Raw genomic sequence first — 26,439 nt, forward strand, 5'->3', positions numbered from 1 at the left:
CGTCGCTGCACCTGTAGGAACCGGCTGGCCGGCGCAGGGGCTCAACGCAAACCGTCGCGAAATTGCCCCGGGGTCATCCCGGTCCAGCGCTTGAACGCCCGGCTGAAGCTGCTGGCATCGGCAAAGCCCAGCAGGTAGCTGATTTCGCTCAGGGAGCATTCCAGGTCCCGCAGGTGCAGCAGGGCGAGGTTCTCCCGGCATTCGTTGAGCAGGGTGTCGAAGCGCGTGCCTTCATCCGCCAGGTGCCGTTGCAGGCTGCGCAGGCTCAGGTGCAGGGCCTGGGCGACGCGTTCCGCGGAGGGTTCGCCTTCCGGCAATTGGGCTTCGATCACGCCGCGCACCTTGCGCTCCCATGTCAGCGGCCGCAGTTGCAACAGGGTGCGCTTGAGCACCGCTTCGTTGTGCTCGGCCAGTTCCGGGTTGGCGTCGTCCAGGTGGCTGTCGAAATCGTGCAGGCCGAATTCCAGGCAGTCATCGGCTGCGGCAAATTGCACCGGGCAACGAAACACCTTGTGCCATTGGCTGGGGTCTTCCGGGGCGGGGCGCCGCAGTTGCACGGCGAGTGGCGCGTAGTCGCGACCCAGGCGGTTGCGGCAGGTGCGCACGTAGATCGCGGCAAAGGCGTCGATGGCCTCGAAGGCCGGTTGCGGCGAGCCTTCGGGCACCTTGAGGAAGAACCGGTAGCGGTCCGGCTCGCGGGTCAGGGCCAGTTCCAGGGCGTCGCTGACCACCTGGTGATAACGCACGATGCGCTCGAAGACTTCCCGCAGGCTGCCGCTGGCCACCAGGGCGTAGCCCAGGGCATGGAAGGTGGTGGGGCTGACAAAGCGCGACACCCGCAGGCCAATGGCCGGGTCGCCGCTGGCCTGCACGGCGAGATGCCACAGGCGGGTGGTGGCCGACAGCGGGTAGCGGGCGTTGGGGTCGTCCATCAATTGCGGGTCGAGTCCGGCCTCGCGGCACAGCGCGCCGCTGTCGAGGTCGAGGGCGTCCAGTTGCTTGCGCAAGGCGCGGGTCCAGCTGGCAAGGGAAGTGGCTTCGGTCATGCGATTGGCGCGTCCGGTCAACAGGTTGGCGTTTACGGCTAGCGCCCGGAGCCGGGGCTCGGGGCAGGATGCACACATCACTGACCAGAGAATGGAATCATGCAAGGTATTTGCGCAAGCCCCGAGCGGATGAACGCACAACAGCGAGCGGCGCACGTTCGCCAGGTGGTCCTGGCCCGGGGCGATGAACTGCGCCGGCGCTTTCCCTTGCTGCGGCACCAGGACGCCCTGGGCGCAGGGATTTTGCTATTTGCCCTGTCCGGGATGCTGGGGTCAGCGGCGCTCTATGTCGGTGGCTACCTGACTTGGTGGGCGTGCCTGCTGCTCAACGCGTTCTTCGCGTCCCTGACCCACGAGCTGGAACACGACCTGATCCACAGCATGTACTTTCGCAAGCAGCGCCTGCCCCACAACCTGATGCTGGCGCTGGTCTGGCTGGCGCGGCCGAGCACCATCAACCCCTGGGTGCGGCGTCATCTGCACCTCAATCACCACAAGGTGTCCGGCAGCGAGAGCGATATCGAAGAGCGCGCCATCACCAACGGCGAACCCTGGGGCATCGCCCGCCTGCTGATGGTGGGGGACAACATGATGGCGGCCTTCATCCGCCTGCTGCGGGCGCCGGGGGCCAAGCACAAGCTGCGCATCCTCAGCCGTACCCTGGCGGTGTACGCGCCGCTGGCCCTGCTGCACTGGGGCGCCTGGTACCTGTTCCTCGGTTTTCATGGGGCCAATGGCGTCGCCGCGTGGCTCGGCAGCCCGATCCAGTGGTCACCGGACACCCTGGCGCTGATGCACGGCATCGATATCGCCGTGGTGGTGATCATCGGCCCCAACGTGCTGCGCACCTTCTGTCTGCACTTCGTCAGCTCCAACATGCACTACTACGGCGACATCGAACCGGGCAACGTGATCCAGCAGACCCAGGTGCTCAACCCCTGGTGGATGTGGCCGCTGCAGGCCTTCTGCTGCAACTTCGGCAGCACCCACGGCATCCACCATTTCGTGGTCAAGGAACCCTTCTACATCCGCCAACTGACGGCGCCGGTGGCACACAAGGTGATGGCCGAGATGGGCGTGCGCTTCAACGATTTCGGCACCTTTGCCCGGGCCAACCGCTTTCATCCCGTGGAGCAGGTGGCGACGCAACCTGCGCGTAACGCCCGGGTTTGAGGGGGCGGACTGTCTTTCTGGTTAAATATCCAAGGACCGATAACGTTAAGCCAAGGTCACGCGGCGCCGGGAAACGCCCGGAATCCGCGAAGGGGCAACGACAGGGAGACGCTATGAACAGTGCGGTAAGGCGATTGATCGCCGTTGCCTTGATGAGTGTGGGCAGCGTGTCGCTGGCCGACTCGGTGGTGGAAGGCCGCGACGAGGCGCTGGCGCTGAGTATCTTGAAGCATCTGGAAGTGAACGGTTTTCGCAATTCCTTGAGGCCGCGGCACTACCCGGACGGCACCACGCTGGGCCAGACGCCCTATCGGATCTACGAGAAGGATGCAGGCGCCGAGGGCACCTACAACGCGACGGACGAAGAACAAAGCTGGGTCTACAGCGTCAGGGTGATGGAGCGGGGGAGCCAGGGCATCACCATCTGTTTTGTCGACCAGAACCTGCACGGTAGCTACCTGGCCGCTTCGCCGTTGCGGGTCGAGAAAAACCGGGCGGGGCATTACGTTGTGGTCAAGGAACTGCCAACAACCCCGGCCTGCCGCATCACCCGAGGCTGAGGCCAGCTCCGACACAGGCCCGCTCTTGCACGGTCCGGTTCATAGCCAGTTCCTACAAGCTCAATCCGGCTGGAACGGCGATTCGCTGAGGATCACCCCGGTTTCATCCACATAGCGCTGCCATTCCTCCAGCAGCGTGCGCAGTTTTTCCGGTTGGCTCTGGGCCAGGTCGTGAATCTCCCCCGGGTCCTGGCCCAGGTCATACAACTGCCAGGTCGCCGGGCCCACCGGCCCGGGGATGTACACCGCCTTCCACTGGCCCTGGCGAATCGCCCGGCGGCCGAACAGCTCCCAGCCGGTCACCGTGTGCTGGTCATGCACCTGGGCGGTTTCGCCGGAGAGAAAGCCCAGCCAGGACTTGCCCCGCAGTGGCGCCACATCACGCCCGCGCCAGCGCTTGCCGGGGTGGCGCACGCCGGCCAGGTCGAGCAGGGTCGGGGTGATGTCCATCACCGTGCCGAAGCCGTGGCTGATCTGCCCCTTGAGCGGCAGTTGCGGGTAATGCAGCAGCGCCGGCACGCGAATCCCGCCCTGGGTGGTGAAGGCCTTGAACAGCCGCGACGGCGCGGTGGCCGCCTGGGCCCAGGCCGGGCCGTACCAGACGTAGGAGTTGGCCCGGCCGATGTTCTCCAGGCGGTTGTCGTAGTGCTGGTTGAGGTAGGTCAAAAGCTCCGGGCCGAACTTGGGAAAGGCCTCCAGCAGCGCGCCCTCGGCGCCGTTGTCGGACATGAACAGGATCAGGGTGTTGTCCAGCTGGCCCTGCTGGCGCAGGTAATCCACCACCCGGCCGATGTTCCAGTCCATGCGCTCGACCATCGCCGCATACACCTCCATGGCCCGCGCCGAAACCTGCCGCTGCTCTTCGCTGAGGGCATCCCACTCGGCGTTCAGGTTGATCAGCGGATGAGGCTCGACCTCGGCATCGATCAGGCCCAGGGCCTTGAGTTTTTCCAGGCGCTCGCGGCGCAGCACCTCGGGGCCGGCGTCATAGCGGCCGCGGTACTTGGCGACGATTTCCGCCGGGGCCTGCAGCGGCCAGTGGGGCGCCGAGAACGGCAGGTAGGCGAAGAACGGCCGGCTCTGGTCGCGCTCCTTCAGGTATTGCAAAAGCTTGTCGCCGAAGGCGTCGGAGGAATAGAAATCCGCCGGCAGTTCATCGATGAAACGGTCGTCCTCGATGTACAGCGCCGGAGTGGATTTCAGCAGCCCGGGGGTGTGCTCATCGTAGGTGGGCTCGAAGCCGTAGTGATTGGCCGCCCCCGGCAGCAGCGAAAACGAACGCTCGAAGCCCCGGGCATGGGGCGCGCGCTCGGCGGTCAGCCCCAGGTGCCACTTGCCGCTCATCAGGGTCTGGTAGCCGGCTTCGCGCAGCAGCTCCGGCAGGGCCACCACGCGGTCGTTGAGGTAACCCTCGTAGCCCGGCTTGCCGATCAGTTCGGGGGTCAGGGCTTCGGCCATGGTGCCGATCCCGGCGATGTGATGGTCGGTGCCGGTGAGCAGCATGGAGCGGGTCGGCGAGCAGGTCGGGGCGGTGTGGAAATCGGTCAGGCGCAGACCGTTGAAGGCCAGGGCGTCGAGGTTCGGCGTGGCGATCTCGCCACCGAAGGCGCCGAGGTCGGAGAAGCCCAGGTCGTCGGCCAGGATCACTAGAAAGTTGGGGCGTTGCGGCATCGCGGCACTCCTGTTCAGCAAGCAATGAAGGTCAAGGGCAGGTCGCGGATCTGCACCGGCTGCGGTGCCTGGTAGTGATCATCGCGGGTGAGTTCGTGGAGCAGTTCTTCGCGCAGTTGGTGGAAGTCGAAAGCGCTGCGCTGGCGCGGGTGCGCCAGGGCCACCTCGACCACGCGCTTGATGCGGCCCGGACGCGGCTCCATTACCACCACCCGGTCGGCGAGGAAGATCGCTTCCTCGACATCGTGGGTCACCAGTACCGTGGTGATTTTTGCCCGCTCGCGGATCGCCAGCAGCTCGTCCTGCATCTGCTGGCGGGTCAGGGCATCGAGGGCGCCGAAGGGCTCGTCCAGCAGCAGGATGCGCGGGCTGGCCACCAGCCCACGGGCAATGGCCACCCGCTGCGCCATGCCGCCAGAGAGCTGATGGGGATAGGCCCGGGTAAAGTCCTTGAGCCCTACCAGCTCGATGAAATCGTCGATCCGCCGCTGGCGCTCGGCGGCGCTCAAGGGTTCGTTGACCAGGCCCAGGCCGATGTTCTCGGCCACGGTCAGCCAGGGAAACAGACGGTGCTCCTGGAACACAATGCCGCGTTCGCTGCCGATACCGCTGACGGTTTGGCCGTCGACCCGGATCTCGCCGCGAAACTCGGTGTCCAGGCCGATCAGCAGGCGCAGCAGGGTGGACTTGCCGCAGCCGCTGGAACCGACGATGGCGACGAACTCGCCCTCGGCGATGTCCAGGTTGAATTCGCGGATCGCCTCCACCTCGCCACCGGCGACGGGGAAGCTCTTGCCCACGTGATTGAAGCTGACCAGGGGTGCGTTCATGCGTGTCTCCAGCGGGTGGCGCGGGTTTCGAGTTGTTGGCCCAGCAGGTTGAGCAGGGCCCCGGTCAGGCCCACCAGGAGCATGCCGGCCATGATCAGGTCCATGCGCAGCAGTTGCTGGGCGCTGATCATCTGGCTGCCGATGCCGCCATTGGACGGCATGAAATATTCCGCGCCGATGGTGCCCATCCAGGCGTAGATCAGGCTGATGCGCAGGCCGGCGAAAATCCCCGGCGCCGCGCCGGGTAGCACCAGCCGGCGCAGGCGTTGCCAGAGGTTCAGGCGCAGTACCTGGGCGGCCTCCGCCAGTTGTGGTGACAGCTGGGCAACGCTGCGCTGGGTGGCGATGAACAATGGGAAGAAGGCGGCCAGGGCGACGAACACCCACTTGGCCAGTTCCCCCAGGCCGAACCAGGCGGTGAGCAGCGGCACCCAGGCGAAAATGGCGATCTGGCGGATGGCGGCCAGGGTCGGTCCCAGCAGCCGTTCAGCGAGGCGCGACAGCCCCAGCAGCAAGCCCAGGACCAGGCCCAGTCCGCCACCCAGGGCCAGGCCGCCGAGGGCGCGCCCCAGGCTCAGCCCCATGCCCCCGAGCAAGCTGCCGTCCCGCAGGCCGTCGACGGTGGTGCCCAGCACCACCAGCGGGCTCACCAGAATATTGGCGTCCACCCATTGTCTTGCGCTCGCCAGCTGCCACAGGCCCAGCAAGGCCAGGGGCAGCAGCCAGGGTTGCAGGCGCTGCCAGCCCTGATAGCGCGGACCGCGGCGCAGAGCGGCGGTGGCCGGGTGCGGCCAGTGCACCAGGGTGCGATCCAGCCAGCCGATGCCGCGGTCCATGCACACCCCCAGCACGCCGATCACCAGGATGCAGACGAAGACGATATCCAGCATGAACAGTTGCCGCGCCCAGACCATCAGGTAACCGATGCCTTCGCTGGAGGCCAGCAGCTCCACCGCCAGCAACGAAGTCCAGCCGGTGGCCAGGGCCAGGCGTACCCCGGCCATGAAGGCCGGCAGCGCGGCGGGCAGCACCAGGCGGCGGATCAGCAAGGCTGGGGGTAGGCGCAGCACCGTGGCGGCCTCCCGCAGTCTGGGCTGGGCGTCGCGCACGCCCACCAGCGTATGCAAGGTCACCGGCACCACCACGGCCTTGACCAGCACCACCAGCTTGAGCACTTCGCCGATGCCGAAAAACACCATGAACAGGGGAATCCAGGCCAGGGTCGGAATCTGCGCCAGGGCGCCGAAGGTGGGGTACACCAGACGCTCCAGGCGCCGGCTAAAGCCCAGGGCGCCCCCCAACAGGGCACCGGCGGCGATGCCGGCCAGCAAGCCCCAGAACAGCCGTTGCAGGCTGATCGCCAGGTGGCTCCACAGCTCGCCGCGGCCCAGCTCCAGGGCGCTGCTCCAGACCAGGGCCGGGGCCGGCAGGATCTGTTCGCTCATCCACAGGTTGCGGCTGGCCAGCCACCACAGGACGAACAGGCTCAGGGGCAGCAGCCAGGGCAGCAGGCGCTGATGGATTGCGGGCCAGCCCGGGCGTCCGGTGGACGGTGCCGCCAGGGGCAGGCTGAGCAGGGAAACACGGGCCATGGATGACCTCCGTCGTCGGGTGCTGCATGGCGTGGGTCGATGCCGTAGGCGCTGGCTTGTCAGCGAATAAGGGCTGGCGGGCCTCTTCGCCGGCAAGCCGGCTCCTAGCTTTTATGCATTTGTGGTCTATTAAGATTCTTATCGATTCTATTAGGAGATAAGAAAGGCCATTTAAGGCTTCTGGCCGACACGCATCCAATGCATTTGAAGAATATTTTTCATGCATTTCATGCATGTTCCCGGGGATGCCCGTGGGTCCTGATTTATTCGAATGAGTTATTAAAATGTGAATTTATAGTATTTAAATGTTGATCGATTCCGTGCCTACCTTCTGCTCCTCACAGCCTTTGCCATCAGGAGCCGCACCCATGAACCTTCCCTTCAAACGCGTCATCAGCCTGTTCGCCGCGCCGGCCCTGGCGGGACTGCTGGGTTGCCTGCCGCTGCTGGCCCAGGCCGCCGAGCTCAAGGAAATCCGCATCGCCGTGCCCGACCTCAGCGCCGGCACCCAGCACAGTGGCGGCGGGGTGGTGGACGTGCTGCGTCAGCAACAGATCTTCGAAAAGGCCTTTGCCGACCAGGGCATCCAGATCCAGTGGAATTTCTTCAAGGGCGCCGGGCCGGTGATCAACGAAGCCTTCGCCAACGGCCAGGTGGACCTGGCCTATCTCGGCGACCTGGCGGCCATCATCGGCAAGTCCAACGGCCTGGATACGCGCTTGCTCAGCGCCTCGGCCCGTGGGGTCAAGCATTACCTGGGGGTGGTGCCGGGCTCGGGGATCAAGACCCTGGAAGACCTCAAGGGCAAGCGCGTGGCGGTGTTCCGGGGCACCGCCACCCAGCTGTCGTTCGACGCTGCCCTGGCCAGCCGGGGCCTGAGCGAGAAGGACCTGAAAGTGGTCAACCTCGACTTCAACGCGGCGGTGGCGGCCCTGGCGGCCAAGCAGATCGACGCCTCCTGGGGCAGCACCGGGCTTTCCGCCCTGCGCAGCAAGGGGCTGGCCGAACTGCCCCTGAGCACCAAGGACCTGGGCGGCGCCGGCAGCGTGCAGAGCGTGCTGGTGGGCGCCGGCAAGTTTGTCGACGAGCACCCCGAGGCCGTGGAAAAACTGCTCAAGGCCCAGCAGCAGGCCGTAGAGTGGCTGACCCAGGACAGCAACAAGGACGCCTATATCCAGTTGGTGTCGGGCCTGGCCAGCTACCCGCCGGTGATCTTGCAGGAAGACCTCAAGGACCAGCGCCTGAGTGAAATCTTCCCCTCGACCCTGGACCCGGTGTTCCTCGGCAAATTGCAGGACTCGGTGGACTTGGCGGCCAAGGAACGGTTGATCCGCAAGCCGTTCAAGGTGGAGGCCTGGGTCGCCCCGCAACTCGCCGCCGCCGGCCTGTAACCTCCTCCCTGAACCCCTGTAGCCGCTGCCGCAGGCTGCGCCCGGCACCGAAGGGGCCGCTGGGGCCGGCGACGCGGTTTATCTGGAAGAACCGGGTGCCGTCTTGCGCCGACTGCGTCGTCGTTCGCAGCCTGCGGCAGCGGCTACAGGGTTAGACGGCGATGCTGTGGGTTTGCTGGTCGACCGCCACCAGCACTTCGATCAACTTGCGCGCCGCTGGCGACAGGCGAAAACCGCTGCGGCTGACGATGCCGCAGCGGGCATTCAGGCTTTCGATGTTCTGCGGCAGGTTGCGCCAGTGCAGCAGCACCAGCGACCCCTGCTCGATGTCTTCGGCGAAGGCCTCGGCGGTGCCCACGCCAATGGCATTGGACTGGCGGACGATCTTCACCAGCGCTGGAAAGTGTTCAGTCTCGATGGTCGGTGAAAAGTCGATGCGTCCGCTGAGGTTGGCCAAAAGCTTGCGAATCCCCGGAGGGATCAGGGTGGTGGCCAGGGGGTAGTCGAACATGTCGTTGGTGGACAGGCTTTCCTTGGCCAACAGCGGGTGCCCGGGGCGGCAGAAGAACACCCCGCGCTTGGGCGTCAGCGGCTGGGTCTGGTAGTTCGGATCGGCTTCGAAATGGCGGATGTCGGCGATGAAGAACTCGATCTCTTCGCGGTTCAGGCTGCGGCTGAGTTTCTCCCAGTTATCCACGGCAAAGCAGGTGCGCACCTTGGGGTGGGCGCTGCTGAACTGCGCCACCGCGTCGGGCACCAGCTTCACCGCCGGCGCCGGACCGCAGCCGAAGCGCACCTCGCCGGCATCGAGCTTGGTCATCTGGGTCACTTCGCTGCTGAGCAAGGCCGCGCCCTGCACCAGGCTCAAGGCGTGCTGCAGCACCACCTGGCCTTCCGGGGTGGGGCGCAGGTCCTTGTTGCCACGGTCCACCAGTACGCAGCCGAACTCCTGCTCCAGGCCCTGGATACTGCGGCTGAAGGCCGGCTGGGTGATGCCCATCGCGTCGGCGGCACGGACAAAACTGCGGTGTTCATTGAGGGCGATGAAGTAACGCAATTGGCGAAGATCCATATGCTTTCCCGGCATCCGAAAAATAGCTCGAAGGCATTTGCGACGAGTGAGGCTGAGGTTTTAAATGCAAGCTCTTATTCCGTCAACGAAGCATGTGGTTATCTATTAGATCTAAATAGAATATAGATAGAGCGTTGTTTCGCGGCGGTTCCAACCGTAAGCAGTCGATGAGGGTGTACCTGATGAGCAATGCCGCCTTAGCCGTTAAACCCGCTGTTGATGCCCTTGAGATCCACCCGGTGGCCGGTCGCATCGGCGCCGAGATCCGTGGCGTGCAACTGTCCGGCGACCTTGATGCCGCCACCGTGGACGCCATCCAGCAGGCGCTGGTGCAGTACAAGGTGATCTTCTTCCGTGGCCAGACCCACCTCGACGACCAGAGCCAGGAAGCCTTCTCCCACCTGTTGGGCGAGCCGGTGGCCCACCCCACCGTGCCGGTGCGCGACGGCACCCGCTACCTGTTGGAACTGGACGGCGCCGAGGGTCAGCGGGCCAACTCCTGGCACACCGACGTGACCTTCGTCGACGCCTACCCGAAAGCCTCGATCCTGCGTTCGGTGGTGGCCCCGGCCGCAGGCGGCGACACGGTGTGGGCCAACACCGCCACCGCCTACAACGAACTTCCGGCGGAACTGCGGGAGCTGGCGGACAAACTCTGGGCGGTGCACAGCAACGAATACGACTACGCCGGGGCCAAGCCCGATGTTTCGGCGGAAAAGCTGGAGCGCTATCGCAAGGTGTTCACCTCGACGGTGTTCGAGACCGAGCACCCGATCGTCCGCGTGCATCCCGAGAGCGGCGAAAAGAGCCTGGTGCTGGGGCATTTCGTGAAGCGCATCAAGGGCTATTCCCAAGCCGATTCGGCGCACCTGTTCAACCTGCTGCAAAGCCATGTGACCCGCCTGGAAAACACCGTGCGCTGGCGCTGGAGCGCCGGTGACGTGGCGATCTGGGACAACCGTTCGACCCAGCATTACGCCGTGGACGACTACGGCACCCAGGACCGCATCGTGCGCCGCGTGACCCTCAAGGGCGACGTCCCGGTGGGCGTGCATGGCCAGCGCAGCCAGACCATCAAAGGCCTCTGACCCGCCCCCTCAAGCCCCTACGGGCATTTACCCGATGCACCTGCCCATTGTAGGAGCTGGCTTGCCAGCGAAGGCGGCCCAGAGAGCGCTGCAAGGCTCAAGGGCTTCTTCGCCGGCAAGCCGGCTCCTACGAGAATTCACGCGATGAACCTGCCCGCTGTAGAGGCTGGTTTGCCAGCGAAGGCGTCCCTGAGAGCGCTGCAATACTTGAGGGCCTCTTCGCCGGCAAGCCGGCTGGGGGTTACCACACGCCGATCTGCACCAGCTTTTCGCTTTCCGGCTCGCCGTAGCGAAAACGCTGGCCCCGCAGATCGATCTCTTCATGGCTGATGGTGGTGCGGCGTTTCAGGCCGCGCAGCCATTCCAGCAGATACCCCAGGTGTTCTTCACGCACCGCGGCGTAGGCCGGGTCGGCCCCCAGGTCATGCAGCTCCTGGGGGTCGTTGTGCAGGTCGAACAGCTGTGGGCGAAAGCCGTCGTAGGCCAGGTACTTCCAGCGTTCGCTGCGCACCATGGTCATGCGGCAACGGTCGATGGGCTGGCCCAGGCGCTCCCGGGCCGGGGCCTGGAAGGCGTAGTCGTATTCGCTGATGGCGTAGCGGCGCCAGTCCGGTGTCGCGCCGTGCAGCAGCGGGATCAGCGAGCGGCCTTCCAGGCGATGTTCGGCCCCTGGCAGGCCCAGGGCCTCAAGAAAGGTCGGCAGGGCGTCGATGGTTTCCACCAGGCGCTCATCCACGCTGCCACGGCGGCTGTCCGCCGCCGCCCGCGGGTCGCGGACAATCAGCGGCACGCCCACCGCCGGCTCCAGCAGGAACTCCTTTTCCCCCAGGTAGTGGTCGCCGAGGAAGTCGCCGTGGTCGCTGGTGAAGACGATCAGGGTGTCGTCCCAGCGGCCGTTGCTCTGCAGGACATCCAACAGCCGGCCGAGCTGGTCGTCCACCTGCTTGATCAGGCCCATGTAGGTCGGCACCACGTTCAGGCGCACTTCATCCCGGGAAAAATTCAGGCTCTCTTCATGCTGGCGGAAGGCAGCATAGACCGGGTGATCGCTGAGCTGCCCGGGCGCGGCGCGCACCGCCGGGATGACCTGCTCGGGGCCATACAGGGCGTGGTAGGGCGCGGGGGCGATGTAGGGCCAGTGCGGCTTGATGTAGGACAGGTGCAGGCACCAGGGTTGCTCGCCCTGTTCGCTGATGAAGTCGATGGCGCGGTCGGTGGTGTAGACGGTTTCCGAATGTTCCTCGGCGACCCGGGCCGGCAGGTGGGCGTTGCGCATCTTCCAGCCGCTGAGGATCTGCCCCTGCTCGCCGGCCCCGGCGTTGGCCCAGTCGTGCCAGGGGTTGAGCCCGTCGTAGCCGAGGTTGCGCAGGTAATGGGTGTAGGGCGCGGCATCGCGCTTGTCGTCGAAGATCGGGTCGTCGGGGTAGATGCCGTCGTGGCGCAAGTAGGGCTCGAAGCCGACCTCGTTGAGCGCCTCGGCCTGGGGGCTGTCGGGGTCGATGGCCAGGCGCTGCAAGGCGTCGAGGTTGGGTGTGGCGTGGGTCTTGCCCACCAGCGCGGTGCGGATGCCGTGGGGCCGCAGGTAGTCGCCCAGGGTCAACTCTTCCAGGGGCAGGGGCACCGCGTTCCAGGCCACCTGATGGCTGCTGACATAGCGCCCGGTGTAGGCCGACATGCGCGACGGGCCGCAGATGGTGCCCTGGGTGTAGGCGCGGCTGAAGCGCACCCCGGCGGCGGCCAGGCGATCGATGTTCGGGGTGTGCAGGTGCGGGTGGCCGTAGCACGAGAGGTAATCCCGGCGCAGCTGGTCGCACATGATGTAGAGCACGTTGCGCACGGGGGAAGGGGTATTGGACATGGGGTTCACCGAGGGGAAGACAGGCGCGTTTTTTCGCCTCCGGCGGGGCCTCCCGGCAAGCGCATTTGCCGAATAGTTTCGATGCAGGGCGTGCATCGCTCAGGTCCTTGTAGCCGCTGCCGCAGGCGGTGATCGGCCGCGCAGCGGCCGCCGGGGATTTGCCGTGGATGGCCGGGGCGAGGACTGCGTCCTCGTTCGCAGCCTCGCAGGCTCGGCAGCGGCTACGGGTGCAAGTGCAGGGGGCGAGTGTCGGGGCATGACGCCAGTCAGGGGCTCAGACGGCCAGGTTGTCGAGGGACGGCAGCGCTTCGTCCTGTTCGTCGATGGCCTTGATCTCTTCGATCATCGCCGCCGCCAGGGGCGAGAGGCGGTAGCCGGCGCGGCTGACGATGCCGTAGCGGGTGTAGAGCTCTTCCAGGTCGTCGGCCAGGCCGTCGATCTTCAGGCACACCAGTTCGCCCTTGGCGTTGTGCAAGGCGTCGCTGTAGGAGCCGACGATGCCGATGGCGTCCGAGCGCATGACCACGCCCAGCAGGCTGTAGCTGTTTTCGCATTCCACATTGGGCGTGAAGTCCGGCTTGCCGCAGAGGTCGACGATGACCTTGCGCAGGTTCGGCGGGCGGATGGTCACCGCCAGCGGGTAGCTCATCAGTTCGCTGGCGCTGACGCTGTCGCGCTGGGCCAACGGATGCCCGGCGCGGCAGCAGAAATGCCATTTGCGCGGGCGCAGGCGCTGGGTCAGGTAATCCGGGTCGGCCTCGAAGTGGCGGGTGTCGGCCACGAAGAATTCGAACTCTTCGCTGAGCAGGCGCTTGCTCAGGCTTTGCCAGTCATCCACCTGGAACTGCACCCGGGCCTTGGGGTAGCGCCCGATAAAGCTGCCGATGGCCCGGGGGATCAAGCCCGAGGCCGGCGCCGGGCCACAGCCGAAGCGCAACTCTCCCGCCTCCAGGCCATTGAACTGGCTGATCTCGTTGGCCATCTGCTGGGCCCCGCTGACCAGCCGACGGGCATGTTCCAGCAGTAACTGGCCCTGCTTGGTCGGCGCCAGGTCCTTGCGCCCGCGATCCACCAACTGGCAGCCGACGCTGTGTTCCAGGGCCTGGATGCTGCGGCTGAAGGCCGATTGCGAGAGGTTCACCGCCGCCGCGGCCGCGACAAAGCTGCGCTGATCAGCGAGGGCGATGAAGTGACGGAGCTGGCGCAGGTCGATATGCATTTTTCACATAAAAAATATCGGGGAAATGCATTGGCTATGCATTAGGTCGACTCCTTATAAAGGCAATCTCTTATGCAGTAAATCTTTGTAAAAACATAAATAAATAACTTTAAGGAATATACGAGGCTGTATATTTTCTGACCAGGAGCCGCCCATGAGCCCGTTGTCCCTCGCTTCACCCCTCTCGCCCCGGCGGCTCAAGCGCCTGCCCCTGGCGCTGTTGCTGGCCGGCAGCGCGAGCTGGACGCCGACCTGGGCCGAAGAGGCCCCGGTGCCGGCCACCGCGTCGGCCAAGAGCAGCGCCAACAAGACCCAGGCCGACGATGGCCAGTTGCAAACGGTGACCGTGACCGCCCGGCGCCGCGAGGAAAGCTCGCAGAGCGTGCCCACCCCCATGAGCGTGGTCAGCGGCCAGGCCCTGGAGAGCCAGCGGGTCTATCGCATCCAGGATCTGCAGCAGCTGGTGCCCAGCGTCAACGTCGCCTACATGCATGCGCGCCAGTCCAGCGTGTCGATCCGCGGCCTGGGCAACAACCCGGCCAGCGATGGCCTGGAAGGCAGCGTCGGGCTGTACATCGACAACGTCTACCTGGGACGGCCGGGGATGGCGGTGTTCGACCTGATGGACATCGAGCAGCTGGAAGTGCTGCGCGGTCCCCAGGGCACCCTGTTCGGCAAGAACACCACCGCCGGGGTGATCAACATCAGCACCCGGGCGCCGAGCTTCACCCCGGAACGCAGCATCGAAACTTCCCTCGGCGAGGACGGTTACTTCCAGACCAAGGGCACGATTTCCGGGCCGCTGACCGATGAGCTGGCCGGGCGTTTTTCCGCCTATCGCACCCGCAGCGACGGCGACATCAAGAACGAGTTCGACGGCCATGACCTCAATGGCGGATCGCGCCAGGGCTTTCGCGGGCAACTGCTGTACAAGCCCAACGACAGCTTCAACCTGCGCTGGATCGGCGACTACAACGAAGAGGATTCCAGTGCCGGCACCCGGGTGCTGTACAGCACCGGGCCGACCATCAACGGCACCAACGTCTACGAGTCCCGCGCGGCGGCGGCCGGTGCGACCCTGGTCAACGGTTCGCACCGCAAGGTCAACCTGGACAACGACCAGCATGTCACGGTGTTCCAGGGCGGCACTTCGCTTGAGGCCAACTGGACCCTGCCCAGCGATTTCACCCTGACCTCGGTCAGCGCCTACCGCTGGTGGAACTTCACCCCGCGTAACGACGATGGCCTCAACGTGGCGGCGACCTACAACGCCGGGGTGTCGGTGGAAGACAAACAGTGGTCCCAGGAATTCCGTCTGGCCTCGCCCACTGGCGGCTTCTTCGACTACGTGCTGGGCGCCTACTACTTCGGCTCCGACCTGGACAACAAATCCTTCGCCTATTACGGGCCCAAGGCGGACATCTGGAACGGCACGCCGGCCGGGGCCCTGAGCAACGTCACCAGCATCGGCAACGGGCATATCCAGACCAACAGTTTCGCCCTGTTCGCCCAGGGCACCTGGCACCTGACCGAGCGCCTGGATTTCACCGCCGGGCTGCGCGGCACCTACGAGGAAAAAAGCGCCTGGGTCAGCCGCAACGCGCCGCTGGGTGGCGCCGCGGTGGCCGGTGCCGCCGCCAACGCCCGTCGCGGCCGCGCCGGAGCCTATGATTCGGGCGACCTCAACCAGTACAGCACCAGCCCTTCGGGCCTGCTCAACCTCAGCTACCGCTTCACCGATGACCTGCTGGGCTACGCCACCCTGTCCCACGGCGAGAAGTCCGGCGGGGTCAACCTGGCGGTGGGCTCGGCGCCGACCGCCGGGGCCGACTCGCTGCTGATCGGCACCGAGCGCGCCAACAACGCCGAGCTGGGGTTCAAGAGCACCCTGTGGGACCGCCGCCTGCAACTCAACGCCAACCTGTTCTGGACCCAGGTCAACGGCTACCAGACTAACGCCTACGACAATGCCAACCGCGTGCAGTACCTGACCAACGCCGGGTCGGTGCGCTCGCGCGGAGTGGAGGTGGAAAGCACCCTGGTGCCGATTCGCGGCCTGACCCTGAACCTCAACGGTTCCTACAACGACGTGCGCTACCTGTCCTACAAGGATGCGCCGTGCCCGCCGGAAGTCAGCCTGCGCCCGGGAGCACCGGCCTCCTGCGACCTCAGCGGCCACCAGGTGGTGGGCGCCTCGAAATGGATCGGCAACGCCAACGGCGAATACAAGTGGAACCTGGACAACGGCCTGGAAGAGTACGTCACCGCCAGCTACGCCTTCCGCTCCAAGGCCGTGGGCACCGTGGAAGATTCCGAATACGGGCAGATCCCCAGCTACGCCGTGGTCAACCTGTCCACCGGCCTGCGCGGCAACTACGAACAGGGCCAGTGGGACGTCTCGCTGTGGCTGAAGAACGCCTTCGACAAGACCTACTACACCACCCTCTGGACTGCCGGCAACGGCGGTTACGAGGGCCTGCTGGGCACCCCGCGAACCCTGGGCGTGACCGGACGCTACGACTTCTGAAACCCGGCTTCACGTATCTCGCGCCGGGTCCGCCGGCGCCCTTCGACCTGAACAGGAGTGCTCGTCATGCTGCGTGTCAAAAGCGTTTTGCCCTGGCTGATTGCCGCCACCCTGCTGGCTTCGGCGGTGCAGGCCGCCCCCAGCGTCTACCCCACCGGAGTGACCCGCTACGATCCGGCCAGGGCCTATAACCAGTACGTGATCTTCAGCGGCGCCGACAAACAGACGCACTTGATCGACATGAACGGCAATGAGGTGAAGCACTGGCCGCAAGCCGGTTTCCCCTCGGCCATCATCGACCCGCAACTGGTGAACGGCGAGCGCGGCCGGGTGCTGTTGCAGCTCAAGGACAAGGAGCCCGGGCCCCTGGGTTCAGCGGGCAACGGCCTGGGCAACCAGAGCGTCGGCGAGCTGGACTGGAACGGCAAGGTGCTCTGGCAATGGGGCGACCAGGCCCCGGGCGGCGCCGCCCAGCAGCACCACGACCAGCGCCGCCTGGGCAACGGCAACACCCTGGTGCTGGCCAACAAGGTGCACAAGGTGGCGGGGTTCAAGGTGCCCCAGGTGATCGACGATGCGATCTATGAGGTCAGCCCCGACGGCCAGGTCAAATGGCAGTGGCTGGCCTCCGAGCACCTCAAGGAATTCGGCTTTACTCCGGCGCAATTGAAGCTGGTGTACGGCAGCGACAACCCGGACTACCTGCACATCAACAACCTCAGCGTGGTGGGCCCCAACCAGTGGTTCGACGGCGGCGATAAACGCTTCGCCCCGGACAACCTGCTGATCGATTCACGCAACGCCAACTTCATCGCCATCCTCGACAAGCACAGCGGCAAGGTGGTCTGGCGCCTGGGGCCGAACCTGGCGCCGATCAACCCGAAGACCGCGGCCAAGGTGCCGCGCCCGGTGGACCAGTTCGTCGGCCAGCATGACGCCCACATCATTCCCGCTGGTTTACCGGGCGCCGGGCACCTGCTGGTGTTCGACAACCAGGGCACGGCCGGCTACCCCTCGGTGCCTTTGGGGCTGATCGCCGGTTCCCGGGTGCTGGAGATCGACCCGATCAGGAACGAGATCGTCTGGCAGTACAGCGCCGCCAGTTCCCGGCAGCCGGGCTGGGCCTTCTACAGCTCGTTCATCAGCAGCGCGCGACGTTTGCCCAACGGCAACACGCTGATCGATGAGGGCATGAACGGACGCTTCTTCCAGGTCACCGCCGGCGGCGAGATCGTCTGGGAATACGTCAGCCCCTACCTGGGCAAGGCCCCGGGCAGCGAGGCCGTCAGCAACTGGGTGTACCGCGCCTTGCCGGTGAGCTACGACTGGGTGCCCCAGGGCACACCGCGTTCGGAAACCGCGGTGAGCGTGCCGGAGTCGGGGCTGAAACCGGCCAGCGCCAGCGCGGAGATCTGAGCTTGAGGCTGTGCCGTGGCGCCCGTTAGGTCGGGCTGGCGCCCTAGCGGGAGCAAGCGCCCTCGCCCCCAATGAGGCGCGGGAGCCGCTCTGGGGAGGACCTCAGAAGTAGAAGAACAGGCCGGTGTCCCGTTCCAGGGCCAGGCGATTCAGGGCGATGAGCCTGTGGATAAGTTCATCCTCCGCTGTCGCGGTCCGGGTGAGGATCGACAGCGCCGTGGTCAGGGCGGCCCGACCCTGGATCGAGGCGTCTTCGTAGTCGTCGATCAGGGGGCCCAGGGCGCGGTTCAAACGCGGTAGCAGGTCGCTGCGGGACAGCAGCGCCCACTGTTCCGGGGACAGCGCCAGTTCCTCCAGGTCGCCCGGCAGGCACTGGTCCAGGTCCAGGCGCTGCATGGCGGCCTTGCTAGTGGGCACCACTATCCATTTCTGCGGTGCGCTCATGGCTGCCACAGCTCGACAAAGGCCTTGAAGTCGGCGGCCACCGGGTAGCGGCTGGCGCTCTCGGGATCGAAGATTTCCACCGCCACGCCCGGGCTGTTGAAGTCCAGGCAAATCAGCAGGCCGCCGGCATCCCGGGCAATCGCCAGGCAGCCTGCAGGCAGTCCCGGCACGCGGCCAGGGCTGGCGTACCAGAGCAGGGTCCAGGGCTGGTTGCTCAGGCCGAACTCGAAGAACTCGCTGATGCAGGTGTAGTCGTTGCCATAGGGGAAGGTGCCGATCCCCGGGGTGGCGGCCGCGGCGTATTGCACCAGCTCCAGGTACAGCGCCGGAAACTCAAGGCCGAGGCGTTGCTGCACCTGGGCGATCAGTTGTTCGTCCACCGCCGATCCGGGTTCGATTTCCCAGGCAGTCCAGTCCAGGGGCATGTTCGACCTGCGCCTTGTCGTTGAGGGGGCTGCGCCCGCGCGAGGGGGATCGGGCGGGCGGCGAGGGGCGATTGTAAGCGTGTCGCTTGGTGCGCGGTAGGCGCTTAGTTGCAGCTGTGGCCTTCGGGCAGGGTGACGGTGTATTTGCGTTGCACCCGGTTTTTGAAATCCAGGTTGTCCAGGCTTTCCTGCACCAGGAAATCCTCGACCTTGGCGTCCTGGCAATCCTCGTTGTAGGACGAGGCCCGTAGCAGGAACACGGTGCGCCGGCTCTGCTCGTCCTTGGCCTTGATATTGAAGGTCGACAGGGTGGTGTAGCCGGTGCGCTCCGAGGAGCCGATGGCACGGTAGGACATCGTTGGGGTGCTGGTGCACACGGTCTGTTGGTTCTTGCCGGGCATGCACGTGGTTTTAGTGCTGCTGGGCACCTGGCCGTAGTCGGTGGCGGTGTAGCGGTAGCTGGTCTTTTTACTGCCCACGTCCAGGGCAATGTTCATGCGAAACGGCGGGTGGTTTTTCGGCAACGACGACTCGGTATACACCTGGGTGAAACCCATGCCGTGCAGGGCAGCGACCATGTCGCGCAGGTAGTAGCTGGCCTTGAGGCCCTGGGCGTCCTTGGCGCTGTTGACGGTCACCAGCACTGGAGCCTTGGGGTCGAAGTAATAGTCTTGGGCCGGGGTGGCGTCGATGGCCACTTCGAGTTTGTTGGCGCAGCCGGTCAAAAGCAGGACGAACAGAAACAGCGGGCAGAGCAGGTAGCGAGTCATGAATAAGCCATTGTGCAACGTGAGGAATGGATAAGGCTTTAACGATCGAGACTCGGTTTGAACAAACGCGGGGGATTACGCAGGCTCGCTGGCCTGATACTCCAGCAGGTCGCCGGGTTGGCAGTCGAGTGCAGCGCAGAGTTTGTCCAGGGTCTCGATTTTCATCCCCTTGACCTTGCCATTTTTCAGCAACGACAGATTCGCCTCGGTAATGCCCAGGATGGCGGCCAACTCTTTGGAGCGAATCTTGTTTTTAGCCATGACAACGTCAAGCCGAACGATAATGGTCATCTCATTGTTCTATATGTAGTGACTGTGCTCATCACTGAGGACTTTGGCGTCGCGCATGATAATGGAAAACGAGCAGAGCAAGATTCCTTTGACCACCTCGTAGGCCGCGTAGGACGAGAAGCCCGCGGAGATCTGCAGGATGCGCTGGCCGGGCGGCAGGTCGAGGGACAGGGCCAGGCCTTGCAGGGTTTCCATCATCGGGAAAGTCGCCGGGGCGACGATCCACAACATGCCCACGCGCCAGAGGATGCGGATGTTGCGATCGCTCCAGGTTTCGCCGCGCGACAGGCGCAGGAAGAACACCCCGGTCAGGTACAGGGCGAAGCTCGACAGCAGCAGGGGCAGGAAGTCGAGAATCACCAGCAGGGTGAAGCTTGCCGACGACAGCTTGAAATCGGCTTCCAGCAGGCGGGGCGAGTGGTCGGCGAAGACGCTGAGCAGGGCGCCCAGGACCTGGTCCTTGTTGTAGATCCACATTCCGGCATTGCCACCGACCTCGACGACACCCATGACCCAGGCCAGGATCGCGGCCAGCAGGCCGACCCGTCGCAAGCGGTATTGGGCTGAGCCATTCATTTGGGGGTTCATGCGTCATTCCTTGCAAAACTTGGGGGTGGCGAATTATTGATAAAAAATTATCGAATTACAATAATTTATTTCTCTAGGATTGTTCTCGTCTAGCCGCCTGGAATGATGTTGTGGCGAGGGAGCCTGCTCCCGCTCGGGCGCGTAGCGGCCGTAAAACCTGTGCTTGAGACAGTCAGGGAGTACATATCCACTATCGAAGCCTTTCACCCGCCGCCACGGAGTGTGAGCCCCACCGCGTCCCTTTGATTTTTCGCCATGTTAGGTATACGTTACATTCAATCAATTTTGTTGCGTATACAGAACATGGACTACCTTCTTATCACCGCGCGCCTTGGCGAGCAGGTTCGCCAGCGCCGCCTGCATCGTGGCCTGACCCAAGCCAGCCTGGCCGCCTTGGCCGGCGTGACCCGGCAGAAGGTCATCGCCATCGAGCGGGGCGACTTGTCGGTGGGTATGGCGGCCTATGCGCGGGTGCTGGGAGCCCTGGACTGTGAATTCACCCTGGTGCCTGCCGCGATGCCCACATTGGACGAGATCCAGGGAGTGTTCGACTGATGGCCACGGTGCTGCAGGTAGCCACCCCGGCCGGTGAGAGCGGGAAAATCCACCGTGGTGCTGGCGATTATCTGTTTCGCTATCACGATGATGCCCGGGTGCAGGCGGCAATCAGTCTGCTGATGCCCGTGCGGCTGGATGAATACCGTTATCGGGAGTTGCACCCGATCTTTCAGATGAACCTGCCCGAAGGCTATGTGCTGGAGCAACTGCGCAACCGCCTGGCCAAGGTGGTGAAGGTCGACCCGATGTTGCTGCTGGCGCTGTCCGGCAGCAGCGCGCCGATCGGGCGGGTCGCGGTGAGCTCGCCCGAAGTCGATGGGCTGTTGCAGCGACAGCAGTTTCCTGGGGAAAAACTGCAGGAAATCCTCGCGTGGGATGGCGCCGAGGACATTTTTGCCGACCTGGTGGACCGCTACATCCTGCGTGCCGGGATATCTGGCGTGCAGCCCAAGGTGATGGTGCCGGAGCGGCATGACGCCGCGTCGCAGCGTTTTATCTCGAACACCTCAGAGTTGATCATCAAGAGCGGCCGGGATGAGTTTCCGGGGTTGGCGATCAATGAATTCCTGTGCATGTCGGTGGCCAGGGAGGCGGGGATGGCGGTGCCCGAGTTCTACCTCTCCGATAACGCCAAACTGTTCGTCATGCGCCGCTTCGACCGGGACGAGCAGCTCGGTTGCCTGGGGTTTGAAGACATGGCGGCGTTGATGGGGCTGGGTGCGGAGCAGAAATACAGCAAGAGCTATTCGGCCATTGCCAAGGCCGTTCGCCTGTTCTGCCCGCCTGAGCAGGTGCCGGGTTCACTGGCGCAGTTGTTTGCCATGGTCAGCCTGAGCTGCATGGTGGGGAATGGCGATGCCCACCTGAAGAACTTCGGGTTGTTGTATTCCGATCCTGGCCAGCGCGATGCACGGCTAGCGCCGGCCTACGACATCGTCAACACCACGGCCTACATCCCGCAGGACGTGCTGGCCCTGGATCTGCTGGGCAACAAGTCCCTGTTTGCTTCGCGGCAGGGGTTGCTGGAGTTCGCCAAGGTCTGTGATGTGGCTCGTCCGCAAGAGGTCATTCGTGGGCAGTTGGACGCACTGGAGCGGGTGTTGAGCCGATCGGCCGAATGGGGCGAACGGGCACCGCATGTCGTCGCGGCGATCCGGCAATGTGCCGAGCCGTTTATGAAAACCTTTGGCTAGTGCCCGCGTTTGGCCATCGTGTCTAAGGGGGCAGGCAGATCAGAATCCGACGGCAGCCTACCGGCCGGCCTATCTCTGTCGTCCTCCACGTTCCCTGTAGCCGCTGCCGAGCCTGCGAGGCTGCGAAAAGGACCGCAGGGCCTTGCTTGGCGATCTCGCGCCGCTCCTCTGGCGCCTGGCTGATCGCCGCGAATCTTAAAGAGCCACGCGGTGCGCTCGAATCAGTCGCGCTTTGGCTCCAGCAAGTCAAACGACAGGACTCTGATCTGCATGTCGGCGCTATAGACGAATCCAACCCGAGCACTGGGATGCAGGTGCTCCGGCAGGCGGTAGCTCTCCCAGGCGTTGAGCATGCGTTGCCCATCGGCTGATGGCCTGCGTTCCCCCGAGCGCAGGGGCGTGCCCAGCAGCTCGCGAATGTCGGCGTGGGTCATGCTGCGTGAGAACGGGGCGGGCAGTTCGCCGCTGTAGAACGAGCGCCCCTGTTCAAGGGGCATGAGTTCGATCAGGACCTTTTCCAGGGCCAGGCTGTCTTCCCAGAAGTCCAGCATCAGGCCGGGCTCGACGACCACGGTCAGCCATTCGAATTCGTCGTAGAGCTTGCCCGTCGGACGCTCGATGCGCTCTCCCCGGGCGATCAGTTCTGCATGGCTGAGCCCGAGGTTGCTTACCCAGCGGCTGATCGTTTTAGCGTCCATGTCTTCTCCATTGTCCTGTGCTGAGTGGGGGATTCGTTGGCGCGGGTGGCGTCGGCGGCCGATCTTAGCCGGTCGAAAAGACGAATGGTTCTGTTGTGACACAAAGAAAGCCGCCTGCTGTGCTGGCAGGCGGTTGGTTCGAGGACCGCTGTCAGGCCGGTTGTGGCGCTGTGTCGAGCTGGGCCCTGGCCTGATAACTGGCCGGGCTGAAGATTCGCGTCAACAGCAGCATCGCCAGGACACCGACGATCAGCACCCACCAGGCGCTGGCAAAGCTACCGGTGACTTGCCGCAGCCAGCCGCTGAGCCAGGGTGAGATGGCGTTGATCAGAAAACCCACGCCCTGGACAAAGGCCGCCAGTTGTCCGGCTTCCCGGGGATCGCGGCGGTGATCCAGGGTCAGGATCAGGCTCAGGGCAAAGCAGGCTCCGAGGCCGAAGCCGATCAGCGCCACCCACAGGTGCGGGCTTTGCAAAGGCCACAGCACCAGCCCGAGAAAACCTGCGGCCTGGGCCGCGAGGCTGATGCCCAGTAGCGGGCGGCGGTCGCTGCTGCGCTGGGCCAGGGCGGGCATCAGCAGGGCGGCGGTGACTTGGAAAATCGTCATGAAGGCCAGCAGCGAGCCGCTCTGGGTAGCGCTCCAACCCAGCTGCAGGTAGTAGGCCGGCAGCCACGCCACCATGCTCATGTAGCCGCAGTTCACCAGGCCGAAATACAGCGCCAGCAGCCAGGCACGGCGGTTGTTCCAGAACCCGGTCCTGGCCACCGGGAGGCCGTTGCGGCGGCCGGCGCCCAGGGGCAGGCACTGCCACAGCAGCAGGGCGGCCATGGCCGGCAGCACCCAGATGCCCAGCCCCATTTGCCAGTGGGCGAAGTGGCTGGCCACCTGCGGGCTGAGCAGGGCGGCGATGCCGCCACCGCCCATCAGCGAGGCCGAGTAGACGCCCATGGCCAGCGCCACGCGCTGTTGAAACTGGCGCTTGATCAGCGCCGGCACCAGGGCCTGGATCAAGGCCACGCCGGCGCCGCCGAGCAGGGCGGTGGCGAGCAAGGCCGCGGCCTGGCCGAAGAACAGCCGCGCCAGGCAGGCCAGTAGCACCAGCACTAAACCCAGAGACACGCCGCGGCGTTCGCCGAGTCGGGCTTCGATCCGTACCACGAGCAAGGCCACCAGGCCCATGCAGATCACCGGCAGGCTGGTGAGCCAGGCGCTGCTCTGGAAGCTCATGCCGGTGGCCCCGCGAATTTCGTTGAGCAATGGGCTGACCGAACTGAGGATCGGTCGCAAGTTCAGGCCCAGGCACACCAGCAGCGCCCAGCCGGCGAAGGTCTTGAAGGCCGATTCAGTTCGCGGCATGGCGCGCCTGCCAATCCTGGTACAGGGCGGTCATGGCCGCCTGGGGCAGGTGCAGCAGCGGCAAGCGCTGTGCTTCCAGGGGCTGGCTCAGCTCTTGGTAGATGGCCGCGGTGGACAGGCCGAACGGCTGCGCCTGTTCATTGCTGGCAGCGAACACGGCGCGGGATACGCCGCACAGGTACATGGCGGCCAGGCACATGGGGCAGGGCTGGCCGCTGGCGTAGATCACGCAGTCGTCCAGGCGTGGGCCCAGTTGCTGGCTGGCGGCGCGGATGGCGAGCATTTCGGCGTGGGCGGTGGGGTCCTGGCTGAGGTGGATTTCATTCACCGCCTCGGCCAGCACCCGGCCGTTGCGCACCAGCAGCGCGCCGAACGGGCGGCCGCCCTGTTCGACATTGCGTCGGGCCAGTGCCACGGCCTGTTGCAGGTAGTGCTGATCGTCGTGCATGGAGGGCTCCTTCAAAGGGGGCAGGGGTTACGCCGCGCCGGCATCGCGCAGTAGCTTGGCAATGGCGCTCTGGCCACGGCGCTCGGCCTGTTGCAGCGGGCTGATGCCGGCACGATCCGGCAGGTTCAGGTCGGCACCGGCGGCAATCAACTGGGCGACGATCTGCTGGTGCGCCGGGCCGCCGTCGGACAGCACGATGGCTTCCATCAGGCAGGTCCAGCCCAGGTGGTTGACGTGGTTCAGGTCGACGCCGGCTTCGATCAGCAGGCGCACGGTTTCCACGTGGCCGCGCTCGCAGGCCGGGATCAGGGCAGTACCGCCGTAGCGGTTGGTGCTCTTGAGGTCGGCGCCGTGGGCCAGGGTCAGCTTGAGGATCTCGTTGTGGCCGCTGGCGCCGGCCAGCAGGTAGGGGCTGTCCTGGATCAGGTTCTTGCGGTTGACGTCGGCCCCGGCTTCGATCAGCGCGCGGGCGATGTCGATACGGTTATCGCGGGTGGCCAGCAGCAGCGGGCTGCTGCCGTCCAGGCCACGCTCGTCGAGGGATGCGCCTTGCTGGATCAGTTGCTGCACCTGCTGTAACCGACCCTTGCGTACTGCATCCAGCAGCGAGTTGTCGTTGGCCATGACCACCCCCGCCGTTAACAGACCTATGGCCATCAGGCCGCGTTTGAAGGACCGCTTGAGCGGCATGGGAACCTCCCGTTCCTGCTGGTGAACGGGGAGTATGGTGAAGCCCTTGGGTATTCTGAAATTAAATATAATCATGCCAATCAGTGGCTATCAGAATGGTGATGAGCAATGTTCGATCCCGTGTTGCTGCGCAGTTTCGTGGCGGTTGCCGACTGCCAGAACTTCACCCGCGCGGCCGAGCGCCTGCACTTGACCCAGTCCACCGTGAGCCAGCAGGTGCGGCGCCTGGAGGAAAGCCTGGGCTGCCAGTTGCTTGACCGCGATCAGCGCCGGGTGGTGGCCACGGTGGAGGGCGAGCGCCTGCTGGCCTATGCCCGGCGCATCCTGGCTCTGCATGAGGAGGCCAGCGACGTATTGATCAACCAGCGCGGCGAGGAAGTGCTGCGCCTGGGGGTGCCGGAAGACTTTGCCGCCGAGCGCCTGATGCCGATGCTCTCGCGCTTTGGCCTGGACTATCCGGCGGTGCGCCTGGAGGTCACCAGTGGTCTGGGACCGGAATTGCTGCGCCAATTCCGCCGTGGCGAGTTCGACCTGTTGCTGGTCAAGCAGATGGGCCACAGCGATGACTGCGTGGACTCCTGGCCCGAGCCTTTGTGCTGGGTCGACAGTCTGCGCCAGCCGGCCTTGGGCCGCGATCCGCTGCCGCTGGTGGCGTTCCCGGTGGGAGGTTTGTATCGCCAGGAAATGCTTCACCACCTGGAAGTCGGCGGCTGGCCGTGGCGCATCGCCTATTCCAGTGCCAGCCTGGCCAGCGTCTGTTCGGCAGTGGCGGCGGGCCTGGGCATCAGCCTGTTGCCGGTGCGGGTGCTGGGCAAGGGGCATCGGATTCTCGATGCCGCCAGCGGTTTGCCGGATATCCAGGGCGTGCGCTTGGCGTTGTACGCCGGCAGTGGCCTGAGTCGGGCTGGCAAGGCATTACAGGAGCAGTTGCGAACAGTGGCCAGTGTCAAGCCGCAAGTTGAAACCACCGGGAAGTTATAAGTGCTCTTGTTTCTGTCATAACTTATAGAGAGCCGATTGCAGGCTATAGCTATTTAATTAGTTGTTGCTCAAGTTTGTTTTGGACAGAGTTATAAACGCCGACCATGCTGGGTTTGTGAGTTCCAGGAGGAACTTGCTTCATTGGACGAAACATTCAACTGCATAAGGAAACCCGCATTATGTCGAGCATCAATGGAACCTATGTAAACTCCAACGCTGACGCCCGTCTGGTCGTGACCGACGGCAACGACTCCAACGGTTCGTTCAGCGGTGAGTTGACCCAGGCTGGGGTCAAGTACAGCGTCGCCGGGCATTACCACTTCCAGAACAGCACCGGGCAGCCGACCATCATCAATGTTTCCGGCTACAACGATGGCTACGGTTACCAGGCCTGGGCGCTGTTCTCACCCGATCACAATTATTCCCGGTTGCGCGCCTCCGGTGCCCGCAGCAACTTCAGCGGCGATGTGGTCGGCCTGAGCGGTGAGTTCGTCAAGCAATAACAAGCTCGATAATAAACAGCCGCTGAATACGCGCTGCCTTATATAAGGTG

General features: G+C 64.7%; 26 protein-coding genes. 10 read left to right on the plus strand and 16 right to left on the minus strand.

The window, feature by feature from the left end; all coding sequences use genetic code 11:
* Positions 1 to 41 precede the first annotated feature (41 nt).
* The gene (locus DWF74_RS17010) at positions 42 to 1,046 is read right to left on the minus strand and encodes an AraC family transcriptional regulator (protein ID WP_115581348.1); all 1,005 of its coding nucleotides are present in this window, start codon (positions 1,044 to 1,046) and stop codon (positions 42 to 44) included.
* A gap of 99 nt (positions 1,047 to 1,145) precedes the next feature.
* Here DWF74_RS17010 and DWF74_RS17015 point away from each other — a divergent pair, with 99 nt between their 5' ends.
* Both DWF74_RS17015 and DWF74_RS17020 read left to right on the plus strand, forming a co-directional pair.
* A complete protein-coding gene (locus DWF74_RS17015) occupies positions 1,146 to 2,219 on the plus strand; it encodes a fatty acid desaturase (protein WP_115581349.1) in 1,074 nt (357 codons plus the stop codon).
* A 113-nt stretch (positions 2,220 to 2,332) separates the two neighbouring features.
* Entirely contained in the window at positions 2,333 to 2,779 is a 447-nt protein-coding gene (locus tag DWF74_RS17020; protein WP_102862597.1) for a pesticin immunity protein, read from the plus strand.
* A gap of 60 nt (positions 2,780 to 2,839) precedes the next feature.
* Here DWF74_RS17020 and DWF74_RS17025 read toward each other — a convergent pair whose 3' ends face one another.
* The 3 genes from DWF74_RS17025 to DWF74_RS17035 are packed head-to-tail and all read right to left on the minus strand — an operon-like array spanning position 2,840 to position 6,872.
* A complete protein-coding gene (locus tag DWF74_RS17025; protein ID WP_115581350.1) occupies positions 2,840 to 4,450 on the minus strand; it encodes an arylsulfatase in 1,611 nt (536 codons plus the stop codon).
* A gap of 14 nt (positions 4,451 to 4,464) precedes the next feature.
* A complete protein-coding gene (locus DWF74_RS17030) occupies positions 4,465 to 5,280 on the minus strand; it encodes an ABC transporter ATP-binding protein (RefSeq protein WP_115581351.1) in 816 nt (271 codons plus the stop codon).
* Positions 5,277 to 6,872, minus strand: a complete 1,596-nt coding sequence (locus DWF74_RS17035) for an ABC transporter permease (RefSeq protein ID WP_115581352.1) — start codon at positions 6,870 to 6,872, stop codon at positions 5,277 to 5,279. The genes DWF74_RS17030 and DWF74_RS17035 overlap by 4 nt, the downstream gene beginning before the upstream one ends.
* A 368-nt stretch (positions 6,873 to 7,240) precedes the next feature.
* Between DWF74_RS17035 and DWF74_RS17040 the strand changes: the two genes are divergently transcribed.
* On the plus strand, positions 7,241 to 8,263 hold the full coding sequence (locus DWF74_RS17040) for an ABC transporter substrate-binding protein (protein WP_060836980.1): 1,023 nt from the start codon (positions 7,241 to 7,243) through the stop codon (positions 8,261 to 8,263).
* 151 nt (positions 8,264 to 8,414) lie between these two features.
* On the opposite strand, the gene DWF74_RS17045 is transcribed toward DWF74_RS17040, so the two are convergent.
* A complete protein-coding gene (locus DWF74_RS17045) occupies positions 8,415 to 9,335 on the minus strand; it encodes a LysR family transcriptional regulator (protein ID WP_115581353.1) in 921 nt (306 codons plus the stop codon).
* 182 nt (positions 9,336 to 9,517) lie between these two features.
* On the opposite strand from DWF74_RS17045, the gene DWF74_RS17050 reads away from it, so the two are divergent.
* Positions 9,518 to 10,423 (plus strand): TauD/TfdA dioxygenase family protein, encoded by a 906-nt coding sequence (locus DWF74_RS17050; protein WP_060841860.1) that lies wholly within the window; start codon positions 9,518 to 9,520, stop codon positions 10,421 to 10,423.
* Positions 10,424 to 10,664: 241 nt separating this feature from the next.
* On the opposite strand, the gene DWF74_RS17055 is transcribed toward DWF74_RS17050, so the two are convergent.
* Both DWF74_RS17055 and DWF74_RS17060 read right to left on the minus strand, forming a co-directional pair.
* Positions 10,665 to 12,281 (minus strand): alkaline phosphatase family protein, encoded by a 1,617-nt coding sequence (locus tag DWF74_RS17055; protein ID WP_102862602.1) that lies wholly within the window; start codon positions 12,279 to 12,281, stop codon positions 10,665 to 10,667.
* Positions 12,282 to 12,555: 274 nt separating this feature from the next.
* Positions 12,556 to 13,500 carry a LysR family transcriptional regulator gene (locus DWF74_RS17060; protein WP_102862603.1) on the minus strand — a complete coding sequence of 315 codons (945 nt, stop codon included), beginning with the start codon at positions 13,498 to 13,500 and terminating at the stop codon, positions 12,556 to 12,558.
* Between the two features lie 154 nt (positions 13,501 to 13,654).
* Between DWF74_RS17060 and DWF74_RS17070 the strand changes: the two genes are divergently transcribed.
* Together DWF74_RS17070 and DWF74_RS17075 are read left to right on the plus strand one after the other, a co-directional pair.
* The gene (locus DWF74_RS17070; protein WP_115581354.1) at positions 13,655 to 16,027 is read left to right on the plus strand and encodes a TonB-dependent receptor; all 2,373 of its coding nucleotides are present in this window, start codon (positions 13,655 to 13,657) and stop codon (positions 16,025 to 16,027) included.
* A 66-nt stretch (positions 16,028 to 16,093) separates the two neighbouring features.
* Complete coding sequence (locus tag DWF74_RS17075) at positions 16,094 to 17,443, plus strand: aryl-sulfate sulfotransferase (RefSeq protein WP_115581355.1); 1,350 nt, start codon at positions 16,094 to 16,096, stop codon at positions 17,441 to 17,443.
* Positions 17,444 to 17,545: 102 nt separating this feature from the next.
* On the opposite strand, the gene DWF74_RS17080 is transcribed toward DWF74_RS17075, so the two are convergent.
* From DWF74_RS17080 to DWF74_RS17100, 5 genes are all read right to left on the minus strand, one after another.
* Positions 17,546 to 17,887 carry a hypothetical protein gene (locus tag DWF74_RS17080; protein WP_205413453.1) on the minus strand — a complete coding sequence of 114 codons (342 nt, stop codon included), beginning with the start codon at positions 17,885 to 17,887 and terminating at the stop codon, positions 17,546 to 17,548.
* Positions 17,884 to 18,312 (minus strand): SMI1/KNR4 family protein, encoded by a 429-nt coding sequence (locus DWF74_RS17085; protein ID WP_205413454.1) that lies wholly within the window; start codon positions 18,310 to 18,312, stop codon positions 17,884 to 17,886. Before DWF74_RS17085 ends, DWF74_RS17080 begins: the two co-directional genes overlap by 4 nt.
* 104 nt (positions 18,313 to 18,416) lie before the next feature.
* Positions 18,417 to 19,082 carry a hypothetical protein gene (locus DWF74_RS17090; protein WP_102862607.1) on the minus strand — a complete coding sequence of 222 codons (666 nt, stop codon included), beginning with the start codon at positions 19,080 to 19,082 and terminating at the stop codon, positions 18,417 to 18,419.
* Positions 19,083 to 19,157: 75 nt separating this feature from the next.
* Positions 19,158 to 19,373, minus strand: a complete 216-nt coding sequence (locus tag DWF74_RS17095) for a helix-turn-helix domain-containing protein (protein WP_016963103.1) — start codon at positions 19,371 to 19,373, stop codon at positions 19,158 to 19,160.
* A gap of 9 nt (positions 19,374 to 19,382) precedes the next feature.
* Entirely contained in the window at positions 19,383 to 19,961 is a 579-nt protein-coding gene (locus DWF74_RS17100; protein ID WP_060842147.1) for a hypothetical protein, read from the minus strand.
* Positions 19,962 to 20,264: 303 nt separating this feature from the next.
* On the opposite strand from DWF74_RS17100, the gene DWF74_RS17105 reads away from it, so the two are divergent.
* Both DWF74_RS17105 and DWF74_RS17110 read left to right on the plus strand, forming a co-directional pair.
* Positions 20,265 to 20,516: a helix-turn-helix transcriptional regulator gene (locus DWF74_RS17105; RefSeq protein WP_016963101.1), complete on the plus strand. Its 252-nt coding sequence runs from the start codon at positions 20,265 to 20,267 to the stop codon at positions 20,514 to 20,516.
* Positions 20,516 to 21,712 carry a type II toxin-antitoxin system HipA family toxin gene (locus DWF74_RS17110; RefSeq protein WP_115581356.1) on the plus strand — a complete coding sequence of 399 codons (1,197 nt, stop codon included), beginning with the start codon at positions 20,516 to 20,518 and terminating at the stop codon, positions 21,710 to 21,712. The genes DWF74_RS17105 and DWF74_RS17110 overlap by 1 nt, the downstream gene beginning before the upstream one ends.
* 221 nt (positions 21,713 to 21,933) lie before the next feature.
* On the opposite strand, the gene DWF74_RS17115 is transcribed toward DWF74_RS17110, so the two are convergent.
* From DWF74_RS17115 to DWF74_RS17130, 4 genes are all read right to left on the minus strand, one after another.
* Positions 21,934 to 22,410 (minus strand): DUF6392 family protein, encoded by a 477-nt coding sequence (locus tag DWF74_RS17115; RefSeq protein WP_115581357.1) that lies wholly within the window; start codon positions 22,408 to 22,410, stop codon positions 21,934 to 21,936.
* 151 nt (positions 22,411 to 22,561) lie between these two features.
* The gene (locus tag DWF74_RS17120; RefSeq protein ID WP_115581358.1) at positions 22,562 to 23,767 is read right to left on the minus strand and encodes a CynX/NimT family MFS transporter; all 1,206 of its coding nucleotides are present in this window, start codon (positions 23,765 to 23,767) and stop codon (positions 22,562 to 22,564) included.
* Positions 23,754 to 24,215: a nucleoside deaminase gene (locus tag DWF74_RS17125; RefSeq protein WP_102862610.1), complete on the minus strand. Its 462-nt coding sequence runs from the start codon at positions 24,213 to 24,215 to the stop codon at positions 23,754 to 23,756. The genes DWF74_RS17120 and DWF74_RS17125 overlap by 14 nt, the downstream gene beginning before the upstream one ends.
* A 27-nt stretch (positions 24,216 to 24,242) precedes the next feature.
* A complete protein-coding gene (locus tag DWF74_RS17130) occupies positions 24,243 to 24,905 on the minus strand; it encodes an ankyrin repeat domain-containing protein (RefSeq protein ID WP_115581359.1) in 663 nt (220 codons plus the stop codon).
* A gap of 108 nt (positions 24,906 to 25,013) precedes the next feature.
* Between DWF74_RS17130 and DWF74_RS17135 the strand changes: the two genes are divergently transcribed.
* Positions 25,014 to 25,886, plus strand: a complete 873-nt coding sequence (locus DWF74_RS17135; protein ID WP_102862612.1) for a LysR substrate-binding domain-containing protein — start codon at positions 25,014 to 25,016, stop codon at positions 25,884 to 25,886.
* Positions 25,887 to 26,065: 179 nt separating this feature from the next.
* Positions 26,066 to 26,389 carry a hypothetical protein gene (locus tag DWF74_RS17140; protein WP_016963092.1) on the plus strand — a complete coding sequence of 108 codons (324 nt, stop codon included), beginning with the start codon at positions 26,066 to 26,068 and terminating at the stop codon, positions 26,387 to 26,389.
* The last annotated feature ends 50 nt before the right edge of the window (positions 26,390 to 26,439 follow it).

This window comes from Pseudomonas protegens (genome assembly GCF_003363755.1).
Taxonomy (GTDB): domain Bacteria; phylum Pseudomonadota; class Gammaproteobacteria; order Pseudomonadales; family Pseudomonadaceae; genus Aquipseudomonas; species Aquipseudomonas danubii.

What these genes read in the sequence shown, in the direction of transcription:
- DWF74_RS17010 (WP_115581348.1), bottom strand. Translation starts at nt 1,046, where the DNA reads ATGACCGAAGCCACTTCCCTTGCCAGCTGGACCCGCGCCTTGCGCAAG.
- DWF74_RS17015 (WP_115581349.1), top strand. Translation starts at nt 1,146, where the DNA reads ATGCAAGGTATTTGCGCAAGCCCCGAGCGGATGAACGCACAACAGCGA.
- DWF74_RS17020 (WP_102862597.1), top strand. Translation starts at nt 2,333, where the DNA reads ATGAACAGTGCGGTAAGGCGATTGATCGCCGTTGCCTTGATGAGTGTG.
- DWF74_RS17025 (WP_115581350.1), bottom strand. Translation starts at nt 4,450, where the DNA reads ATGCCGCAACGCCCCAACTTTCTAGTGATCCTGGCCGACGACCTGGGC.
- DWF74_RS17030 (WP_115581351.1), bottom strand. Translation starts at nt 5,280, where the DNA reads ATGAACGCACCCCTGGTCAGCTTCAATCACGTGGGCAAGAGCTTCCCC.
- DWF74_RS17035 (WP_115581352.1), bottom strand. Translation starts at nt 6,872, where the DNA reads ATGGCCCGTGTTTCCCTGCTCAGCCTGCCCCTGGCGGCACCGTCCACC.
- DWF74_RS17040 (WP_060836980.1), top strand. Translation starts at nt 7,241, where the DNA reads ATGAACCTTCCCTTCAAACGCGTCATCAGCCTGTTCGCCGCGCCGGCC.
- DWF74_RS17045 (WP_115581353.1), bottom strand. Translation starts at nt 9,335, where the DNA reads ATGGATCTTCGCCAATTGCGTTACTTCATCGCCCTCAATGAACACCGC.
- DWF74_RS17050 (WP_060841860.1), top strand. Translation starts at nt 9,518, where the DNA reads ATGAGCAATGCCGCCTTAGCCGTTAAACCCGCTGTTGATGCCCTTGAG.
- DWF74_RS17055 (WP_102862602.1), bottom strand. Translation starts at nt 12,281, where the DNA reads ATGTCCAATACCCCTTCCCCCGTGCGCAACGTGCTCTACATCATGTGC.
- DWF74_RS17060 (WP_102862603.1), bottom strand. Translation starts at nt 13,500, where the DNA reads ATGCATATCGACCTGCGCCAGCTCCGTCACTTCATCGCCCTCGCTGAT.
- DWF74_RS17070 (WP_115581354.1), top strand. Translation starts at nt 13,655, where the DNA reads ATGAGCCCGTTGTCCCTCGCTTCACCCCTCTCGCCCCGGCGGCTCAAG.
- DWF74_RS17075 (WP_115581355.1), top strand. Translation starts at nt 16,094, where the DNA reads ATGCTGCGTGTCAAAAGCGTTTTGCCCTGGCTGATTGCCGCCACCCTG.
- DWF74_RS17080 (WP_205413453.1), bottom strand. Translation starts at nt 17,887, where the DNA reads ATGAGCGCACCGCAGAAATGGATAGTGGTGCCCACTAGCAAGGCCGCC.
- DWF74_RS17085 (WP_205413454.1), bottom strand. Translation starts at nt 18,312, where the DNA reads ATGCCCCTGGACTGGACTGCCTGGGAAATCGAACCCGGATCGGCGGTG.
- DWF74_RS17090 (WP_102862607.1), bottom strand. Translation starts at nt 19,082, where the DNA reads ATGACTCGCTACCTGCTCTGCCCGCTGTTTCTGTTCGTCCTGCTTTTG.
- DWF74_RS17095 (WP_016963103.1), bottom strand. Translation starts at nt 19,373, where the DNA reads ATGACCATTATCGTTCGGCTTGACGTTGTCATGGCTAAAAACAAGATT.
- DWF74_RS17100 (WP_060842147.1), bottom strand. Translation starts at nt 19,961, where the DNA reads ATGAACCCCCAAATGAATGGCTCAGCCCAATACCGCTTGCGACGGGTC.
- DWF74_RS17105 (WP_016963101.1), top strand. Translation starts at nt 20,265, where the DNA reads ATGGACTACCTTCTTATCACCGCGCGCCTTGGCGAGCAGGTTCGCCAG.
- DWF74_RS17110 (WP_115581356.1), top strand. Translation starts at nt 20,516, where the DNA reads ATGGCCACGGTGCTGCAGGTAGCCACCCCGGCCGGTGAGAGCGGGAAA.
- DWF74_RS17115 (WP_115581357.1), bottom strand. Translation starts at nt 22,410, where the DNA reads ATGGACGCTAAAACGATCAGCCGCTGGGTAAGCAACCTCGGGCTCAGC.
- DWF74_RS17120 (WP_115581358.1), bottom strand. Translation starts at nt 23,767, where the DNA reads ATGCCGCGAACTGAATCGGCCTTCAAGACCTTCGCCGGCTGGGCGCTG.
- DWF74_RS17125 (WP_102862610.1), bottom strand. Translation starts at nt 24,215, where the DNA reads ATGCACGACGATCAGCACTACCTGCAACAGGCCGTGGCACTGGCCCGA.
- DWF74_RS17130 (WP_115581359.1), bottom strand. Translation starts at nt 24,905, where the DNA reads ATGCCGCTCAAGCGGTCCTTCAAACGCGGCCTGATGGCCATAGGTCTG.
- DWF74_RS17135 (WP_102862612.1), top strand. Translation starts at nt 25,014, where the DNA reads ATGTTCGATCCCGTGTTGCTGCGCAGTTTCGTGGCGGTTGCCGACTGC.
- DWF74_RS17140 (WP_016963092.1), top strand. Translation starts at nt 26,066, where the DNA reads ATGTCGAGCATCAATGGAACCTATGTAAACTCCAACGCTGACGCCCGT.